Here is an 18,568-nt window from a genome sequence, read left to right as displayed (position 1 = left end):
CCTGGGTAGCTTGGGGGCCCGCGATGACCGCCATTTTGGTGCCGAACGCTCCCATCCACGAGACAGATCCGAACCGTTCGTAGCGCTCTCTGCCCAGGTCGGACCCAAACCGGATGTAGTCGAGGGTGTGCCCGACCAAGGGGAGCCCGGCATCACCGAGAACCGGTCGCAGTCCGCTTCCGGCCGGGGGCGCGGCTAGTTCACGCACTGGCCACCGCCGACTCCACCGGCGAAGTCCGTCGTCCACCCGTTGCGGCGCGGGAATCAAGATGACCGAAGATAACCGTTCCCGGGCTTTATCGACGGGTGCGTGTAGCGGGTTAACCATTGTCGCTCCCCGGCCTGTGGTCGTCGTGGGATGGAGGATCGACCAGCTGTTTACAGTTGGGCCACCAATGTTAATAGTTATACATAATTGCCCTGTTTGTCAAACGGGTCCTTCGCGGTGGGGCGTGACAAAAGCGGTTGCTGCGCGCTAGCCGCCTGCCTGCGTTCGGCCCGTGCGTCAAGGAAACGTGTCTTCGGCCCTGTCTGTGAGAAACGCTCCGCTGAGGTGCAAAGCGTGACGCGCCTCGGGCAAGAGTCGAAACAGGGCTTGGAACACGTGAATCTGGCCGCGAAACACCTGAAGCCGCACGGATGCTCCTGCGGCGCGCATGCGCTCGGCGAGTTGACGGGAGTCGTCGAGCAGCATCTCCCTTCCACCGACCTGGATCAATGTCGGCGGCAAGCCGGTGAGATCTGCGGCGAGGACATTGACGCGGGGGTCGGTCGGGTGGGCATCGCCTACATAGAGGCTGAGCGCACGCGTTGCGGACCGGGCCGATGCGAAAGGATCGCGGCGGCGAGTTTCACGTGCCATCGCCAGCTGGCACGTCAGATCGACGACGGGGGACATGAGTAACATGCCATCGGGCGGCGGGGAGCGATGTGCGAGCGCGCCCAACGAGGTCGCGACGGCGAGTTGGCCGCCCGCCGAATCTCCCGCGATCGCCACCGTGCGGTTTGACGCCGATTCTTCAGAGCCGGTCAACCACCGGTAGGCCCTCAGTGCGTCGTCGGCGGCCGCGGGATACGGGTATCGCGGAGCCAGGCGGTAGCGGACGGCGAACACCGGCCTGAGCGACGCGGCAGACAGTTCGCCTAGCAGACCACGATGGGTCTGCGGGGAGCACATGGAAAAGGCGCCGCCGTGGATATAGAGAATCGGCGGCCCGTCCGGGTCGACGTCCGGGGCAACGATCCAGTCGCCTCTCACCCGATCGCCAGCAAAGACGGTGTCGACCTGTTCAACTCGCAATCCGCGCCGCGGGCGGGACGCAATGAGCGCCGCCCGAAGCACCCGGTCCATTACCGCGAGCCCGTACTGGTTAGACGGTAGTGCTTGCGTCAGTGGGCGCAGGATCCCGCGGGCCGACGTCGCGATGAGATAACTTGCCGTGCTCGGATGCTGTTCCGAGTAAAGGGTTGTCACGATGAGCTAAGTACCTTTTCAGTGGTGCGCCGCTCGAACGAATAGTCACCAAGGTCGAAGGTGCGACTACGCCAGAAAGATTCGAGGGTGGTCGTCGGGCGTAGCGGTACGTCGCCGTGTTTGTCGAAGTAGTAACTATTGGCGGTTGCGCAGCTGGGTTGCCAAAAGACTTGGCGGTGGCGGCGTTTGAGCATTTCGGCGAAGAAGCGGTCGTTGGCTTGCCGGGTTATTTCGACGTAGTTGGCGTGCCGGGACCGCGCATGGTGAAGGCATCGCACGATGTGCCTGGTCTGGGCTTCAATGAGCGTGAAGTACGAGGAACCGTTGTATCCATAGGGTCCGAAGATGGAGAAGTGGTTGGGGAATCCGGGCACGCTGACGCCTTCGTACGCTTGGAGCCGATTCTCGTCCCACCACTTGGCTTGATCGAGTCCACCGATCCCCCTGAGCGAATAGGTCGGCATGTTCTCCGGTTCCATCACTTTGAAGCCTGTGGCGAGGATGAGGACGTCGATCTCGTGCGATCGGCCGTCGACGGTGTGGACGGCGGCGGCATCGAAGTGGCTTATCGGACTGGTCTCGAGGTGGACGTTGTCTCGGTTGAATGTGGCCAGGTACTCGTTGTGAAAGCTTGGGCGCTTACACCCGAGCGCGTAACGGGGGGTCAGTTTTTGACGGACGGCGGGGTCGGTCACCTGGCTGCGCATGTACCGCAACGCGGCACGCTCGATGAGTGACGCCAAGGGAATGGCGGTGTGGAAGTGAGCGGCGACAGGGAACGTGACTTCGACGAAGGTTTGACTCGCTGCGCGCGCCGCGAGTTGTCCGCCGGGAGCGTATTTGAGGAACCCTCTTGCCAGCCGCGGCACCGGGAAGTCCAGTTTCGGCAGGCACCAGATCGGTGTGCGCTGGAACACGGTCAGCGCCTTGACGTCTTTCGCGATTGCCGGGATCAACTGCACTGCCGACGCGCCCGTTCCGATGACAGCCACCCTCTTGCCGGCGATGTCTTCGTTGTGGTCCCAGCGGGATGTATGCATGGTGATCCCGCCGAAATCATCGACACCGGAGATATCCGGCCGCTTGGGGCGTGTCAGGACGCCCGAGGCGTTGATCACGAAGCGCGCGGATAGGTCCTGTCCTGCGGCCGTGTGCAAGCGCCACAGGGTCGCGTCCTCATCGAACCAAGCTTCAGTCACCTTGACGGCGAAGCGGATTCGTGGGCTAAGACCGTACTTGTGCGCGCAGTGTCTTGCGTAGTCCTTCAACTCGTTGCCGTGCGCATACGTCCGCGACCATGACGACCGTTTTTCGAAGGAGAATTGGTAGCTGTACGACGGAATGTCGACGGCGATGCCCGGATAGGTGTTCCAATGCCACGTTCCGCCTACGTCGTCTGCCTCATCGACAATAAGAAAGTCCGAAAAGCCGGCTTTCAGGAGTTTTATCCCCATTCCGATCCCGGAGAATCCTGCACCGATCACGATGATTTCGAAGCGGTGCTTATCGCTGTGGTCCATACCGTCCTTCTGGCTTATCTGGGGGCTGATGCCAGGCACCTGTCGCCGACTGCCTAGCCGGAGCCAGTCGCGGCTCAAGCACGATCCACCATCCGCGGTGATGCTGCCTCGGGTGAAGCGGTTTGCGCCGAGAAACGAACACCTTCGCGCTTGTCGACGGACACGCGATCGTCGTTGCGCTGCCGTCCTCCTTTGCTTGCGCCGTGCGAACTCTCCGCGGCCAACTCGGGCCGCGCCCGCCTGGGCTTCTTGCGGGGAGGGGGCTGTGAACTCATCGAGTAATCGTCGAGCTCGACCCTCGCTAGTTGTCGGGCGAATTGGGTGGTGAAGCCGGGATACATGGTCCCGTTATAGCCGTCTTCGGTGAGGTACCAGCTCTTGCATCCGGAGTTCCACGTCGTGCCGGCAAGCCGACGCTGGAGTTGGGCGTGATAGCTGTTCTGCCGGTCCTCTTTGACGTCGAAGGTCTGAATACCGCCTTCGATGATTATGCCGATGGCGTCGACGATGTAGCGGATCTCCGCTTCCAGGTAGACCAAGGCCGAGTTGTGTCCTGGCCCGGAATTCGGCCCGAAGGTGAAAAAGAGGTTGGGATAGCCTGAGACGCTGACGCTCTTGTAGGCGTAGGCGCCGTTAGACCATTCCTCCGCAAGCTTTCGACCGTCCACGCCGGTGATGGGAAACGGTGTGCCGGCCTTGCACACATCGAAGCCGGTCGCGAATACGATGCAATCCACCTCGTGTTCGATGCCGTCCGCGGTGCGAATGCCGATGGGCGAGATGGTCGCGATCGGCCAGGTGATGAGTTTGCAATTGTTCTGTCGGAGAGCCGGATAGTAGTCGCTGGTCATCAGCATGCGCTTGCAGCCGGGCCGGAAGTCGGGCGTCAGTTGTCGCCGCATCCACGAATCTTTCACCTGGCGACGAAGGTTCGCCTTGGCCGCCCAGGCGATGGCGGTAGTGGCCGGGGTGTTCCACACCATGCCGACGGCCATGACTTCGTGCGCCCAAAACCATGCCTGGCGAGCGGCGCTCTGCAGAATCGGTAGCCGACCAAACGCGGCCTTGGCAACACTGGGGTGCGGAAAATCAGGCCGGGGAAGCACCCAACCGGGCGTCCGTTGAAACACTTTGACTGATCGCGCCGTCTTCACCAATTCCGGAACAATCTGCACCGCGCTCGCCCCGGTACCGATTACCGCAACACGTTTGTCGCTCATGTCATAGTCGTGATCCCAGCGCGCGCTGTGGATTTTGTGGCCTGCGTAGCTGTGCAGTCCGCGAATGTCAGGAAAATTTGCATTGGCCAGTGGGCCGCTTGCCATCACCACCGTGCGCGACCGGTAGCTTGACCCGCCATCCGTTTCGACGGTCCACGTGCCGCTGTCTTCGTCGAACGCCAGGCCGGTCACGTTGACGTGGAAACAGATGAAGCGCGCCAGCGCGTGCTTGTCGACCATGGCCTTGATGTAGGCGAGTATCTCGCTGCTTCCCGAGTACGCACGCGACCAGTCCGGATTTGGTTCGAAGGAGTACGAATACAACAATGACGGAATGTCGCAGGCGGCACCGGGATAGCTATTGTCACGCCAGGTTCCTCCGACCTCGCCCGCGCGCTCCAGGATGACGAAATCGTCGATACCCCGCTTGAGTAGTTGGATCGCCGTGCCAAGTCCGGCAAAGCCGGCTCCGATGATCAGAACACTGGTCGTGTCGCTCATCTGGCCACCGGTTCATAGGTCAGCTCATCAGTCCATGACGGCGTCTTGCCGAGCACTTGCGTGGGGAAGTGGTCGATCACCCTACCGAGGCGCTGCGAGATGAAGTGCAGCGGTTGGGAGTGCTTGATCGTGGCAGACATATGGGCCTTGAGGATGTGATAGGGGGGAACACGGCGGGTGTGCTCGCTGCGATCGCCGACGTTCGAGTAGCGGGTGACTGCGTTGTACAGCCTTTCCTCGGACAGGCCCCAGGCGTTCAGGTTTATCAGCATCCGGGTCAGCAGCGGGATGTAAAGCAACGCACCGGTAAGTACCCTCGGGTCGATAAGAGCTCCCACCGTCTGAATCGCATGGATCCTCATTGGGCTGGCGCCCAGGTCGTTGAGCACCTGAAAACCCACCGCCAGGTGGCGAGACTCGTCGCTGTTGACCTTGGCGAAAACTTCGCCGCACACGGGATCTGACACCTCGTCCACCAAAAACTTCAACAGTGCTCCGTCCAGAGCGGTTTCTAAAGCCGGTATGGCAGCACCGATCACCGTCAACGGAAGTGCTTCGGCGTATCGGTCCAGCCATTCGATGACCAGCCGGATGTTCTTGTTCGGCACCGGAGTCTCGCCCTCCTCGAGCATCCCCCAGCGATGCATGAGAGCGAGCTCCACGTTGGCGTGCCGCTGCTCTTCGGCGTGGAAATACCTGTAAATCTCACCCAACGCGTCGAACGGCGCCTTGGGGGCCATGGCCGCGAAAGCGCGGGCACCGACATGCTCGATCCATACCACGTCTGACATGAACTGTTTCAGGCTGGGGCGCTGTTCGTCGGTGATCAACTCGGCACCCGGTGCGTCCCAGTCGATGTCGGCCAGCGCCCACTGGCGGTCTTTAATCGTCTGCAGCATATCGCCGTATTCGAAAGCCATGTCTCCTCCTAGGTTGTGTCAACGCGTTATTCGCTGGATGAGTCCCATCGCGTGGGTGAAGGTACCCGGCATGGTTCTCTTGAGCTGCCAGAGGATTTTGGCGTCGAGTTGCGGCAGGACGTATAGCTGGCCGCGGTCGTGCGCATCCAGGGTGGTTCGTGCTACCGACTCTGGTGATACGCCGGTCCACTTCATCAAGTTGGCGGCTAGCGTGGCCGCCGATTCCTCGATGCGTGGATTGTCGACGATATTTGTTTTGACGAAGGTGGGGCATAGGACGGTCACCGTGACGCCGGTTCCGCTGAGCTCGGCTGCCAAGGTTTCGGACAGCGCGAGTACGCCCGCTTTGCTCACGTTGTAGGCGGCCATGCGGGGGGCCGCACCGAAGCTTGCCGCCGACGCGACGTTGATGAGCCCTCCGAATCCACGTTCCCGGAGCCGCGGGACAAAGACTTCGCAGCCGTGGATGACTCCCCACAGATTGACCGACAACGTCGCGGACCAATCGCTCGTGGATGTCGCACCGACGACGTTGCCTCCAGCGCCAATTCCGGCATTGTTGATCACCAGTCCGGGAGCGCCGCCGAACCACTTCTCGGCCGAATCGGCAAGATCCCGGACCTGATGCTCGTCTGAGACGTCGCAAACAACGCCGATGCCATGACCGCCCAGCTTGGAGATCAGGTCCGCTGTCTCCTTGGCGCGAATGCCGTCGATGTCGGCGCACACCACACGGCCGCCCCGGCGCGCCAGCTCGACGGCAAATGCGCGGCCAATGCCGCTGCCTGCACCGGTGATCACCGCGTCGGCACGGTCACTCCGGCGGGGGGGATTCCCAAACGGCAGCAGCCTCATCGGAGTATCCGCCGTTGCTGCGATCTGACGGTTGATTCCGTCGCTGCCTCGAAAGCAACTGGTGGCACCAGCCACCATTGTGGGCACATGCCGTCAGTTTGGTGTGACCTACGTTGCTTTGTCAAGATGGAAATGTGCGGACGAAGGCGAAACGATGGGGCGGGCGTACCGGCGCGGAACGCCGCGCGGAACGTCGGCAGCGTCTGATCGATGCCGCGACCGAGATCTGGAGCGAAAGCGGTTGGGCCGCAGTCACCATGAGGGGCGTTTGCTCCCGGACCAGCCTGAACGACCGCTACTTCTATGAAGACTTCAAGACCCGCGACGAGTTGCTGGTTGCCGCCTGGGACGGGGTACGGAACGAGATGCTCGGTGAGGTTTCCGCGACCCTCGCAGAACGCGTCGGGCAGCCGCCCCTCGAGACTATTCGCATGACCATCTCTATGGTGGTCGACCGCATCACACAAGATCCCGGCAGGGCAAAGATCTTGCTGACCCAGCACGTGGGCAGCTCACCGCTGCAAGACCGGCGCGCTGTTGCCCTGCAAGAGGCGACGCACCTCGTGGTCGCGGCGAGCAAGCCCCATCTGAGACCGGATGCCGATGAAACCGCGCTCCGCATGGACACCTTGGTGGCGGTTGGGGGCTTCGTCGAGCTGATCACCGCCTGGCATGCCGGCTTGCTCGACGTAAGTCAGGAGGAGATCGTCGAACACACCAGTCGGCTCGCCGAAACCCTAGCTGAACGTTATCTGGTGCACGCGCTCAGCGTCGATGACGTGCCCGGGACGCTACCGTCCTGATCGTGGGCGTCAAACCGGACACGCACTCAGCATCGCCGGGCGTGGCCGCGAGCCGATAGAGCGTTTGCCGATGCCCCGGATTCAGGAACCGGCGCCTCGCCTATGTTCTGCAGCAGCACGTAGGTGCCGAGGCTGCCCAGGAAACCTGCGCAGTGTTGGACGAGTTCATCAGTACTGAAGTCCAGTTCGCCGTCCAGCCAGCGGCGCAGAACCTCGAAGAGTCCTCCGACACCGAGGGTTGAAGCCAGATGCGCGACGCCCACCGCAGAGTCGGCGATATCCAGGTGAAGTCTGGCCTCGCGCAGCACGAGGTCGGCGAAACCGGCCATCAATTGGCTCCGCAACTCGCGAAGGAGTGGCTCCGTTGCGGATTCAACGAACAAAATGCGGGCCAGCCGAGGATCGTCTTCGATCATGTTGACCAGTGCGCGGATGGGGGCATACGCCAACACGTCGGGTGGCGCGCCGGCGTCTGGGATCGCTTGGACTATTACGTCTTGGAAGGTGGCATAGAGCTGCTGGTAGACGGCCCGCAAGAGCGCGTCGCGGTCGGAGAAATGCTGGTAGAAGTAACGCGAGGTGACACGTGACTCGGCGCAGACGGCAGTCACGGTGGTGGCGGCCACGCCTCGGGTACCGATCAGCTCGATAGCGGCGTCGATGAGACGTGTACGCCGGTGCTGATGGCGCTGCTCTGCAGACACTCCGCGATACACCCGGACTGAACGCATAGACACAGTTTGTCATCTAAATCTGACTAGGTATAAAGTCAGATTATTGAGGTCCGCTTGGAGATGGGAGTAGCACATGACCAGTGAGTCGCCCACACGGCCAGCAAAGAGGGTGCTGCCAAAGGCTCGCCGTGTCCGTTTCGCAATGCCTGCTGGGACCAGTCGCCAGCACTTCGTCGACGGCGACTTGGTGATGAGCCACTTTGTCTCTACCTTGTCGGCAACGTTCCCCGAGGGCGAAGACTTCTTCATCCGATCGGTGCGCCAGTACCGTGACCAGGTCAGCGACCCCGACCTCCAAGAGGCGGTCAAGGGATTCATCGCGCAGGAGGCCACCCACCGGCACCAGCATCGGCTGCTTAACGAGCGGCTCCAAGCGATGGGCTATCCGACCGACGGGATCGATCGGCACATCAAGAAGTTGGTTGACCGGCTCGAGAAGCGATTCTCTCCGAAGATGCGCCTGGCCGTGACGGCTGCCCTTGAGCACTACACGGCGACGTTCGCCGAAATCATTCTGACCAGCGACGAGGCACAAGAGCTGATCGGCGACACCGAGGTCCGGCCGATTCTGCTCTGGCACGCTTTAGAAGAATCCGAGCACAAGGCCGTCGCTTTCGACGTCTTCGAGACGGTCGGTGGAACCGAACGCACCAGGGTCTGGGGAATGCGGATTGCCACAGTCATCTTGTTCACCGAGTTGGTCATCCAGACCACTCGCTCTCTGGCGGGTGACCGCGCAGCCTACAACCCACTGCGCTTACTGCGCAGCCTTCGAGCCTTCCGTCGTTCCCCACTGTTCAGCCCGGACGCGGTGCAGCGCTTCCGTTCCTACACCCGCGCCGGCTTCCACCCCGACGACTGGGACAGCACCGAAGTCCTCGAACGCTGGGCCAAAGAACTCTTCGACTCCGATGGCGCCCAGCGAATCGGGAGCCGCGTCTAGCATCAACGGTGAGCGCGAGCAGAGAAGCACTGGCACTAGGTGGCTTACGAACTCGTCGTCGAAGGCGATCCCTACGGTACCGGCAGGAGCACACCGTCGATGAACCGGTCATTTCGAATTAGACGGGAGACTCATTCACCGCCGCGGGTTGTCGTCGACACAGACGCTGGCGCACCTACATGAACCGGGATGTTACTGGCCGGGGGCGCAGTGCTTGATCATCTCACCGAGGTTTTGGCCGACCCGCTCAGGTGCGATACCCACCGACGGCGGGTAGAGCATGATGTGGTCGAGTACCCCCTCGTAGCGGCGCAGCCCGGCGCGCACCTCGCTGGCGGTGCCAGCGACGCCCATCACGTCGATCATGTCGTCCGTCACCGCGTCGAACATGGCCGCAAAGTCACCGCGTGCGAAGGCTTCTCGGATAACGGCACCCTGTTTGGCGAATCCGCAGAAGTCGAGCAGCGGTTGGTAGGTTCTGACTGATGCGTAGAACGCGATCTGTTGCGCGACCTCGCGACGGGCGATTTCCGGGTCGTCGTGGATGGAGCACATGACCATTGACACAATCTCGACGTCGTCGGGATCGCGCCCGGTGCGTGCGGCGCCCTTGGCCACCGCGGGCCGCACGACTTCCTCCACGTAGGCGGTCGTGAAGAGCGGATGCCCGGCCAGCCCGTCAGCGACCCGGCCGGCGGCTTCGCACATCCGCGGGCGCACCGCGGCGGTGATGATCGGAATATCGCGCGCAGGCGGGTCTACCGGGCCGCTGGGGATGAGATTCATCTGGTAGAAGCGGCCTTCGTGGCGGACTGGTCCCTCGTGCAGGTTCCAGATGCGCCGAATAAGGGGTACGAGTTCCTCGACGCGCAGGGCGGGGGCGCTGGTATCGGCGACGCTGTGCCAGTTGCTCATCATCCGTTTGGTGCCGTTGCCGATGCCGAGCACGATGCGACCGCCGGACAGTTCGTCGAGATCGCGCGCCTCGGTCGCCAAGACCAGCGGGCTGCGTCCGACGCCGTAGAGAATCGACGACCCGATGCGACACCTGTCAGTCGAGGTGGCCATTGCCGCCATCGAGATGGATCCCGACCGGGTATAGAACTCCGATGCCCACACCGCGTCGAACCCGGCCTGGTCGGCCGCGGTGGCGGTGACCTTCATCGCGGCAAGGTCAGGGGCTAGGACAGAGAGTCCAAAGGTACTCACTACTGCGGCTCCATTGCGTTGTGTTGTGCTCCTGAGCGATGTCGGCGAGCCCGTTGGACGAGGAGCAGTCATCGTGGACCGGCCGGAAGCCAGTGCCGAACAGCTGCACCGGATCTCGCTGCTGCCAGTCTGTCAATCGTGCAACGCGAGCGCGCCTGTGGGGCAACTCGCCACGGCATCTTCGATCAGTGCCCTGTGACATTCGGGTGGCCCAGGATTCAGGATGTGGAGTTTCCCATCGTTACTGACCTCGAAGAAGTCGGGAGCCAGGCCTTCACACATCCCGATTGACGAGCATCGATCGCGGTCGACTGTGATTTTCATGCCACGCTGCCTCACGTAGTCGGGGTGAAGCGGACGGGAAGATGATTCACCCCGTGGAAGAAAGTGCTAACGGTATAGCTGGGTGGCCCGCAGACTTCAATATCAGGCAGGCGGTGCAGCAATTCCCGGAAGAGCGCGGCGAGTTGCTGCCGCGCCAGCTGATTGCCCAAGCAGTGGTGGATACCTCCACCTCCGAAGCTCACGTGCGGGTTGGGGTCCCGTGACAAATCGAACTTTTCCGGGTTGGTGAACACTGTGGTGTCCCAGTTGGCCGAGCTGTAAAAAAGTACGACCTTGTCACCTTCGGTGATCTGTTGTCCGCCCAGGTCGCAGTCGCGAGCTGCCGTTCGGCGGAAGGTCATGATCGGGGTGGCCCACCGGACGAACTCTTCGACCGCTCCTTTGATTCGTCCGTCGAAATCCTCCATCAGCCACGCTCGTTGATCGGGAAAGTCGGTCAAGGCTTTCATCGCATGACTGGTGCTTTGGCGCGTGGTGTCGTTCCCAGCGATCGTGAGAAGTATGAAAAACGAGACGATCTCATCTTCGGTGAGTTTTTCACCGTCCACTTCAGCCTGAACGAGGTTCGTCATGAGGTCGTCTTCGGGCTGCCGGCGACGTGCAGCGATGATTTCGCGGGCGCCGTCGCCTAGGAATCCCATCGCTTGGAAAAGGCGAGGTATGACTGGGTCGTCGCCCATCACCTCGGGGTCGCTCCACCCACCGGCATACCGTGATTCCCACGCGATGTCGCGGCGCATCGAGTCCGGCACGCCCATCATGTCGAAGATGTTGTGCATCGGCAGCAACGCCGCGCATTCGTCGACGAAGTCGGCCTTGCCCTGTGGAGCCAGGTCGTCGACGACGCGCTTCGCGTTGGCCTCGATCTGATGGTGGATCAGTCGCATCTGCTTCGGCGTGAATGCGGATGCCAGCAATCGTCGAATCTTGGTATGACGCGGCGGATCCATCGCAATGAAGCCTTGAGCGGTGTCGAGCAATTCCTGCGGGATCGACTCCATGACAATGCCCTGACCTGACAGGAAATCGTCGTGTCGCCGGGTCGCCTCGACAAGCAACGGATGCGTAACCACAGCCCAAAAGCCCCGGTCGTTCCCGTCGTCGATCATGGTGTGCTCGACTCGCGGGTGCCAGCTGATGGGAGCACGTTTGCGCAGTTCGGCGTATGTCTTCTCCCGGTCGGCGGCGGTGCCGGCCCAAAATGCAGTCGAGGACAAGTCGGCAGAATCATATGGACGTGCTGAACGCCGCTCCGCCGACGTTTTCAGTGCGGACGTCGTGCTGGCAATCATGAGAATCTCCTAAGGTTCGTGCGGCCCCACTCCAAGTGTTTACAATTATTCCTTCAGAGTCAACATTTGAACATAAAATCCTTAGTGTTAACGCGCCTCGCCTGCGGAGGAATGAACGCCCAAATAGCGAAGTGCGATCCGCGAGATGCGCTCCCCGGTCGTCTCGGCGTCGGCGGTCGGAAGCACGACGTGACTCACCGTCAGCCTTACCAGTGCATCGGCGACATCATTGACGTCATTGGCGTCCAGGCCTGAAAAGTGCTCGTTGAACCAGGTCACGAGGGCTGCCGAGGACAGCTCCAGTAGCGACGCAGAGGTCGGCAGGAGCGGCAACATACCGGTTGACTCAGCGACCGTCCTGTCCGTAGGCCGGTTCGATGTCAGCACCGCCTTCAAGAGCGGGCTCGCTTCCGCTTCCTTCAGTGTGTACGACACCGCAGCGGTGATGCCCCCGCCGACGTCTCCGGCGTGTTGTGCCAAAACTGCGTGAATGCCATTCAAGAAGCGTTCGCCTTCGGCCACAACCAGCGCGTCGCCCAGTCCCTGCTTATCGGTGAACTCCTTGTAGAGCGTCGGGCGGGACACGCCGACAAGCTCTGCGACTTCACCCATGCGAACGCGATCCCAGCCCTTCTCGATAGTGAGGGTCCGGGCAGCCCTCAAGACTTGCTCACGCATATGCCGGCGAAACGAGAGGCGAACGGACTCTGTTGGCATGGTGAGCAGGATATGCGTCTTGCACAAGTGTTCCGTCGGGGCTATCGAGGACCACGCCGACAACAATGCACTTCGCCGGTTTGGCTGTCCGGGTTCCGCTACTTCTCACCATGGCACTGTCATCATCCGGTGGAACTCGCGACATCGGCTTGGCGACCGCCACGCTTCGAGCTGATGCCAACGTCGCGATCGAAGTCTGGGGTTCCCCTGAAAAAATGGACACGGATAACTTGCTTCCGCGACAGGGTTCAGCGTCCGCTCGTAGTCGATAGGTGAGCGCGTCCCGATCGCTTAATGCCTTGGTTGATTATTGTAGAAGTTCATCCAATTGTCAACTCCTGCAATCAATTCCGCTTTGGTCGCGTAGGGTGTGCCGGTAGTAGCATTCCTGTTTGAAACTCGACCACAGCGACTCGGCGCCGACGTTGTCCCAGCATTACCCGCGCAGCGCCCACCGCGCGCGAACACCCCCCGCTGCACGGCCACGGTGACCAACTCGGTGCGCATGTGATCATCCACAGCCCAACCCAGTGCCCGCCGCGAGTGCTCGTCGCGGATCGCGCACAAGAACATGTCGCCCTCCCCGCAGCCCAGATAGGTGTAGGGGTCGGACCGGGGCGCGGTGTCGGCATTTCTACCGATCCGTTTCCCCGGCCCGCCCTCCGAACCCGCCGAGCGAATTTCTCCGCAACGGGCTCTCCACGGATTCAGGCCACTGGTGCAGTGATGTCCGTCGGCCTCGCTGTCCAAGGGGTGATGATTTTCGTGCCCCGGTAGCGGTATCGGGTGACCTCTACCTTCTGCGGCCGAAACATCGCCGTCTTGCCTTCGCGGATTTGCCAATTGGGCAGGAACCGTCGATGGAAGACGCCCCACGCCAGCCCGTGGTGCCGTTTGCGCATCCAAGTCACCACCCGCCACCATGTGAAGTGGTCGAGGTAGTCGAAGGTGCGTTTGGACACCCCGTGCTGGAAGTAATTGCACCATCCCCGCAGGACGGGGTTGAGTTGGCGCAGCAGATCAGCGAGCGTTCGATGTTTGTGTCGCCGCGTCAGATTCCTGACTTTGTCGGTGATGGACATAAGTGCCTTCTTCGACGGCCAGGTGTAGACGTAGTGCTTGGTCGTGCCCCTTTTGATCTGCCGTTGGATGCGGAAGCCGAGGAACTCGAACCCCTCGTCGACGTGGCAGATCCTGCTCTTCTCGACCGACAGGCGCAGGCCCATCGGCGCGAGCACTGCTGCGATCTCGTCCCAAAGCGCTTCGGCATCAGCGCGAGTGCCGTGGACCATGACACAGAAATCGTCTGCGTAGCGGACGATTTTCATGGTCGGAACTCCGGCGCGTCGATGCTTGGCACGTGTCCATTCCGGGCCGAGCGCCTTCCACTTCGCGGCGAAGTGCTCGTCGAGAACGGACAGGGCGACATTGCTGAGCAGTGGTGAGAGGATTCCGCCTTGCGGAGTGCCGGTGATGGTGTCCCGGTAGCCGAGATCTTTCGAGAGAATCCCGGCTTTGAGGAACGACTTCACCAGGGCCAGAACGCGTTTGTCCCCGACACGTCGCCGCACCCGGCCCATAAGGGCCGAATGCGAGATTTCATCGAAGCACGCCGTGATGTCTCCCTCGAAAACCCAGTGATAGGCCCGTGAGCCGCTGGCGAGGTGATGGATCTCAGCGATGGCGTCCTGGGCTCGCCTGCCCGGCCGGAACCCATATGCGCACGGATGAAAGTCCGCCTCGAAAATGGGCTCCAGCACCAGCTTCAGCGAAGCTTGCACGACCCGGTCGGCGACGGTCGCGATACCCAGGCGGCGGAGCTTGCCGTTCGCCTTCGGGATCATCACCTCCCGCACCGGATCCGGCCGGAATATCCGCTCCTTGAGTTCCTCGCGGAGCCGCTGAAGCAGTCCGACCGCCTCTGCCGCACCGACAGACCGCGGTGCGGTCCCATCGGCACCGGCTGAGCGCGCACCCTTGTTCGTCCGCACCCGCTCCCACGCGAGGGTGAGGAATGCGGGGTCATAAACGAGGTTGTACAAATCATCGAAACAGCGGTCGCTTTCATCAACCGCCCAATGGTGCAGTTTGCGTTGCATCCTGCGTACCCGCAGCTCGGCCGTGTCCGGGTCGGGCCACAAAGCACTCGTATTCACAAGTGACCTCCACAGTCTGCGTACTCGCCGCGAACCCGCTGGAGCCCTTTGCCATGCGACCGGCTTTCCCGGCCTCGGACTACTACGGCTCCTCCGCCCCACCACACCGGCATCAGCCGACGACTGCCTACCCCTCCAGCCCGGCTGGCTGCCGGATCTGACCGGGGACCGGCGCGGTGGTTCCCGTGTTCACTGTCAACCGTTTGACGGGTGAGGTGTCCAGCTATGCCCCTGCGACCTCGTCACGGCTACGCCGCAGTCCTTCACCGTGACCTCCCGAACCGGCGACATCAACCGGCCCACGAGTTCCCCGCCCTCAGGGCGGGTGCGCGTCGCTGCCCAGCCCGCATCCGCCAGGTTGGAGCTGGTGGTCTTCTCTTAAGAGGCGTTCAGCCGCTGGTTCCTCGCGTACACCTTCCCGTCTCGCTAGCCGGACCCGACCCGTCTGGCAGTACCAGGCCGTCCCGGCGTTGTCGGGGCTGCTTCCCACCCTCACCAAAGTCTCTTTAGATCAGGCTGCCCCCAGCTTCTACCGGGCCACTGCGATGGCTCGGCGACGGTGGTCTCTCACCTCCGTTCGGTTGAACAGCGCCTCACGGCGCTCGATATCCGAGGACCACACCGCGTCGAGTCGGCCCTTATCAAAGCGCTGGCCGATCAGATCCGGCGGAAACGAGGCCGGATCGACCACCGTGGTGGTCTTAAACCTCCGCGGACTGATCCCCTTGATGCCGAGCTCGGCCATGATTTTGGCGCGGCCAGCCCGGGCTGCGCCAGATAGCCCAGAGCTTTTCACGCTGAAGTGCTTATCGTGCGGTCGAGAAATCCGGCGACGGCTGCGGTGAAGGCATCGTTGTCGTCGCCTGCGACCATGTGGCCGGTGCCGGAGACGTCCACCGCTTGGGCGTGCGGTACGACCTTGAGGAATTCGTCGACCGACTGCTGCGATGTCACATCTGAAAGGACGCCGCGCACCAGAAGAGTGGGTGCCTGCACGCGGCGGGCCCCTTCAACAAGCAGTTCGCTGATCGCGTCGAACTTTTCGGCACCAGTCGCGGGGTCACCTTGCAGAAACTGGAAGTTGGAAGTGATGAAGGCCGGATCCCATCGCCAGATCCACCGACCATCGTCGCGTTGCCGCAAGACTTTACGGAGTCCGTCCGGGTTCTTGGGCCGAGTGCGATGTCTGTTGTATTCGGCAATGACGTCCGCGGCGTCGTCGAGCGTGCTGAACCCGTCAGGATGGGCGGCCATGAACGACACGACGCGGCGTGCTCCGTGAAACTCCATTCGCGGAGTGATGTCGACCAGGACGACGGCTCCCCACAGGTCGGCGGGCGCCAGCAAGTGCGTGCCCAGGACGGTCATGCCGCCCAAGGATGCGCCGACGACGGCCGGCGGGCGGTCGGTGCTCGCGTGTTCACGCACGGCCAGCAGATCGGACGCTAGCCGTCCGAGGTCGTATCTTCCGGTAGGGTCCCACGCGCTGTCGCCGTGACCTCGGGCGTCATACGCGACGACCGTGTACCCACGAGCGTGCAAGCGGCGCGCTGTGGTCGCCCAGGCGTGTCGGTTTTGACCACCGCCGTGCAGGAGCAGCACAACGGCGCGGGCAGCGTCGTGCCGGTAGCAATCCGCCGTGAGGGTGACGCCGTCTGTGGTGCGGAATCGCTCGAGCGTAACGGTCATCGGGTGCGCTCGCCGTTGTGAAGTCGGACGACAATACCATCGGTCCTTTTCATCACGAGGAATTCCCCCTAGGGCTAACGACGGTCACTGTTCCTTGGGCGGCACATACCGCGCGCCCGTCGTTGGTGATGTCGATTCTGGCGACACCGCTGCGCTTGCCCAGCGCGATGATCTCGGTGACGGCGACGCATACTCCGCTTGACACGGGCTGCAGCAAGTTCAGCTTGAATTCGGTTGTGGCGACCCACGATCCAGCGGGGATCACCGGGTAAAACACCACGCCCAAGCAGTGGTCGACCATTGCTGACAGGCATCCGCCGTGCAGATTGCCGAACGGAGTCAAAAGGTCGTCCCGAGCATCCATCTGCACAACCAGCCGCCCGGCGGCGAACTCGGTGTGGCGAAAATCCAGGTATTTGGAGAGTCCTCCCGTGGTTGCCGCCGCGTTCTGCAATTCCTTGGCGATCTGCTGATTGAACTGCGCGAACTCCATGGTTAGCGCCCCTTCTCATCCACGGATATCGATGCGATGGTTTGAGACACTACTCTGCACTTGTTGCATCGACGCAAGGCTGGGTGTTGGTGAGCAGAGCTGGAAGCAGGAATCGGCGTAAAAAGGCATCGAGGCCTTCGGGGCTGCGGTGTCTGGGGCCGCGGACCGACAGCAGGCTGAGGACGGTTCGCAGGATCCATTCGGCGGCATCGTCGACCGACACCCCGGGCTCGAGTTGGTCCCAGTGCGCAGCGAAGACAGGTCGAAGGAACTCGGCCACGAGTTCAAACAAAGCCACCGACGTTCCCTTGGCCAACCCCACGCCGGCGAGTTCCTCGTCACTGCCGAACAGCAATCCGATTGTCGGCTCGCGATGAGCGGCGCGTACCGTGACCTCGACGAAATCGAGTATTGCCGTGCCCAAATCGCGATGTACTGCGATCCGTCGACGCATGCGGTCTAGGTAGCGTTCGGCCGCACGCAGGATGACACCGGAAACGACGGATTCACGACTTGGAAAGTAGCGGTACACCGTGGCGCGCGACACCCCCGCCTGTCTGGCGATGTCCTCCATGGTGGTGCCCGGCAGCCCCTTGCCCTCCAGGCACGCTTCGGCGGCATCGAGCAGGAGGTCTCGGGCGACGTCGCGGGTCGTGGGAGGTGCCGTGCCCCAGCGCAACGATTTCTTCGTCACGAAGCAAGTATGCAGCCTCGGACCGATCGTGAATTAACGACCCAACCGGTTGTCGCATGGCTACTTATGTGACAATATCGCAAATATGTCGCAACAAAGGTGCCGACGATGAACGTGACCTGACCGTTGGCGATTCCGCCCCGCACTCCCGTTGTCGTCGCGGTCGGTGAGATCACGCACCGCGGCGACAGCGTCGTCGATCCCATCGATTTGGCTTGCGAAGCCGCGCGTCGAGCATTGCAAGACGCGGGCGCTGCGATCGGGCATCGGATCGATACGGTGGCGACACCGGGCATTCTGATGATTCCGCGTGACAATCCCGCGTCGAGAATTGCCGAAGCGGTTGGGCTGGCGCCCCGGCGTCGCATCAGCTGCCCGATTGGCGGCAATACACCGCAATACCTCGTCGAGGTCCTTGGTGGGGACATTGTGCGCGGTATCAGCGATGCGGTGCTGGTCGTCGGAGCCGAGACCGGCGAGTCCGCCCGCAGAGTCAAATCGGGTCATGCGCTCCGCGATCCGAAACCCGTTGATGCACAGGATGAGTCACTTGGCGACACACGTCCCGGATTGAGCCCAGCCGAGATGTGTGCTACCTCACCGACTTTGACTCCCGCCAGTTCAGCGATCGCAGTGAGGCTTTCACCGCGGCCTTGCATCCGGGCCAACGCTGTCGCGCCGGCCTGGCGGTGTTCGTGACGGCGCCGCTCTCCCTCTGCGTGTATCTCGAGGATACGGTTGCGCTCCCACTCGTCGACGGCGGCCAGCCGCCCAAGCTCGACGAGGAACGACGCAGCGTCATCGACATTTTGACGCTCACGCTCCAGACGTGCCTCGTTGGCCTTGTTCTGCGCCTCCCGGACACGCTTGCGCGCTGCCGATTTCGAATTGATGTTCACCACGTGGGAACCATAGGACGCACCCATCGTCGTGCTCTACCATCCTGACCAACATCATCTGTGTCCCCATTTGTCCGCACCCTTTGTCGCCAAATCGACTGCCT

At 62.2% G+C, this 18,568-nt stretch carries 18 protein-coding genes and 2 pseudogenes; 3 read left to right on the top strand and 17 right to left on the bottom strand.

Annotated features, from left to right (window positions below):
* The 6 genes and pseudogenes from HMPREF0591_RS32245 to HMPREF0591_RS10025 form a co-directional block, all read right to left on the bottom strand.
* Positions 1–328 (bottom strand): annotated as a pseudogene (locus HMPREF0591_RS32245) (cytochrome P450); the annotation flags it as partial.
* A gap of 177 nt (positions 329–505) precedes the next feature.
* Positions 506–1,474 carry an alpha/beta hydrolase gene (locus tag HMPREF0591_RS10045; RefSeq protein ID WP_007168397.1) on the bottom strand — a complete coding sequence of 323 codons (969 nt, stop codon included), beginning with the start codon at positions 1,472–1,474 and terminating at the stop codon, positions 506–508.
* Positions 1,471–2,994 (bottom strand): flavin-containing monooxygenase, encoded by a 1,524-nt coding sequence (locus HMPREF0591_RS10040; RefSeq protein ID WP_007168396.1) that lies wholly within the window; start codon positions 2,992–2,994, stop codon positions 1,471–1,473. The genes HMPREF0591_RS10045 and HMPREF0591_RS10040 overlap by 4 nt, the downstream gene beginning before the upstream one ends.
* A 74-nt stretch (positions 2,995–3,068) precedes the next feature.
* On the bottom strand, positions 3,069–4,715 hold the full coding sequence (locus HMPREF0591_RS10035) for a flavin-containing monooxygenase (protein WP_007168395.1): 1,647 nt from the start codon (positions 4,713–4,715) through the stop codon (positions 3,069–3,071).
* Positions 4,712–5,635, bottom strand: a complete 924-nt coding sequence (locus HMPREF0591_RS10030; protein ID WP_007168394.1) for a hypothetical protein — start codon at positions 5,633–5,635, stop codon at positions 4,712–4,714. Before HMPREF0591_RS10030 ends, HMPREF0591_RS10035 begins: the two co-directional genes overlap by 4 nt.
* Positions 5,636–5,653: 18 nt before the next feature.
* Positions 5,654–6,490: an SDR family NAD(P)-dependent oxidoreductase gene (locus HMPREF0591_RS10025; protein WP_007168393.1), complete on the bottom strand. Its 837-nt coding sequence runs from the start codon at positions 6,488–6,490 to the stop codon at positions 5,654–5,656.
* A gap of 134 nt (positions 6,491–6,624) precedes the next feature.
* Here HMPREF0591_RS10025 and HMPREF0591_RS10020 point away from each other — a divergent pair, with 134 nt between their 5' ends.
* On the top strand, positions 6,625–7,293 hold the full coding sequence (locus tag HMPREF0591_RS10020) for a TetR/AcrR family transcriptional regulator (protein ID WP_023900852.1): 669 nt from the start codon (positions 6,625–6,627) through the stop codon (positions 7,291–7,293).
* A 26-nt stretch (positions 7,294–7,319) separates the two neighbouring features.
* Here the strand turns inward: HMPREF0591_RS10020 and HMPREF0591_RS10015 are convergent, their stop codons facing one another.
* Positions 7,320–8,024 (bottom strand): TetR/AcrR family transcriptional regulator, encoded by a 705-nt coding sequence (locus HMPREF0591_RS10015; protein WP_057969459.1) that lies wholly within the window; start codon positions 8,022–8,024, stop codon positions 7,320–7,322.
* A 76-nt stretch (positions 8,025–8,100) separates the two neighbouring features.
* Between HMPREF0591_RS10015 and HMPREF0591_RS10010 the strand changes: the two genes are divergently transcribed.
* Entirely contained in the window at positions 8,101–8,970 is an 870-nt protein-coding gene (locus HMPREF0591_RS10010) for a metal-dependent hydrolase (RefSeq protein ID WP_033712834.1), read from the top strand.
* A gap of 192 nt (positions 8,971–9,162) precedes the next feature.
* Here HMPREF0591_RS10010 and HMPREF0591_RS10005 read toward each other — a convergent pair whose 3' ends face one another.
* The 9 genes from HMPREF0591_RS10005 to HMPREF0591_RS09970 all read right to left on the bottom strand — a co-directional run bounded on the left by HMPREF0591_RS10005 (position 9,163) and on the right by HMPREF0591_RS09970 (position 17,565).
* The gene (locus HMPREF0591_RS10005; protein ID WP_033717470.1) at positions 9,163–10,179 is read right to left on the bottom strand and encodes an LLM class flavin-dependent oxidoreductase; all 1,017 of its coding nucleotides are present in this window, start codon (positions 10,177–10,179) and stop codon (positions 9,163–9,165) included.
* A gap of 132 nt (positions 10,180–10,311) precedes the next feature.
* The gene (locus tag HMPREF0591_RS30825; RefSeq protein ID WP_074021704.1) at positions 10,312–10,503 is read right to left on the bottom strand and encodes a ferredoxin; all 192 of its coding nucleotides are present in this window, start codon (positions 10,501–10,503) and stop codon (positions 10,312–10,314) included.
* 11 nt (positions 10,504–10,514) lie between these two features.
* Positions 10,515–11,816 carry a cytochrome P450 gene (locus HMPREF0591_RS10000; protein ID WP_007168386.1) on the bottom strand — a complete coding sequence of 434 codons (1,302 nt, stop codon included), beginning with the start codon at positions 11,814–11,816 and terminating at the stop codon, positions 10,515–10,517.
* Positions 11,817–11,903: 87 nt separating this feature from the next.
* Positions 11,904–12,494 carry a TetR/AcrR family transcriptional regulator gene (locus HMPREF0591_RS09995; RefSeq protein WP_007168385.1) on the bottom strand — a complete coding sequence of 197 codons (591 nt, stop codon included), beginning with the start codon at positions 12,492–12,494 and terminating at the stop codon, positions 11,904–11,906.
* Positions 12,495–13,240: 746 nt separating this feature from the next.
* Positions 13,241–14,632, bottom strand: a complete 1,392-nt coding sequence (gene ltrA / locus HMPREF0591_RS09990; RefSeq protein WP_224112898.1) for a group II intron reverse transcriptase/maturase — start codon at positions 14,630–14,632, stop codon at positions 13,241–13,243.
* A 586-nt stretch (positions 14,633–15,218) separates the two neighbouring features.
* A complete protein-coding gene (locus HMPREF0591_RS09985; protein ID WP_019732564.1) occupies positions 15,219–15,434 on the bottom strand; it encodes a hypothetical protein in 216 nt (71 codons plus the stop codon).
* A 47-nt stretch (positions 15,435–15,481) separates the two neighbouring features.
* Positions 15,482–16,378 (bottom strand): alpha/beta fold hydrolase, encoded by an 897-nt coding sequence (locus HMPREF0591_RS09980; RefSeq protein ID WP_007168381.1) that lies wholly within the window; start codon positions 16,376–16,378, stop codon positions 15,482–15,484.
* A 52-nt stretch (positions 16,379–16,430) separates the two neighbouring features.
* Positions 16,431–16,871, bottom strand: coding sequence for a PaaI family thioesterase (locus HMPREF0591_RS09975; RefSeq protein ID WP_007168380.1), 441 nt, complete (start codon positions 16,869–16,871; stop codon positions 16,431–16,433).
* A gap of 49 nt (positions 16,872–16,920) precedes the next feature.
* Positions 16,921–17,565 carry a TetR/AcrR family transcriptional regulator gene (locus HMPREF0591_RS09970; RefSeq protein ID WP_007168379.1) on the bottom strand — a complete coding sequence of 215 codons (645 nt, stop codon included), beginning with the start codon at positions 17,563–17,565 and terminating at the stop codon, positions 16,921–16,923.
* Positions 17,566–17,691: 126 nt separating this feature from the next.
* Between HMPREF0591_RS09970 and HMPREF0591_RS34555 the strand changes: the two are divergent.
* Positions 17,692–18,153, top strand: a pseudogene (locus tag HMPREF0591_RS34555) (acetyl-CoA acetyltransferase); the annotation flags it as partial.
* Here HMPREF0591_RS34555 and HMPREF0591_RS30815 read toward each other — a convergent pair.
* Positions 18,069–18,467, bottom strand: a complete 399-nt coding sequence (locus HMPREF0591_RS30815) for a hypothetical protein (RefSeq protein WP_174814222.1) — start codon at positions 18,465–18,467, stop codon at positions 18,069–18,071. The pseudogene HMPREF0591_RS34555 and the gene HMPREF0591_RS30815 overlap by 85 nt on opposite strands.
* Positions 18,468–18,568: the final 101 nt, after the last annotated feature.

Source organism: Mycobacterium parascrofulaceum ATCC BAA-614, assembly GCF_000164135.1.
GTDB classification, from domain to species: Bacteria; Actinomycetota; Actinomycetes; order Mycobacteriales; family Mycobacteriaceae; genus Mycobacterium; species Mycobacterium parascrofulaceum.
The sequence above is the reverse complement of the archived record's forward strand: the minus strand, read 5'-3'. Positions and strand labels throughout refer to the sequence as shown.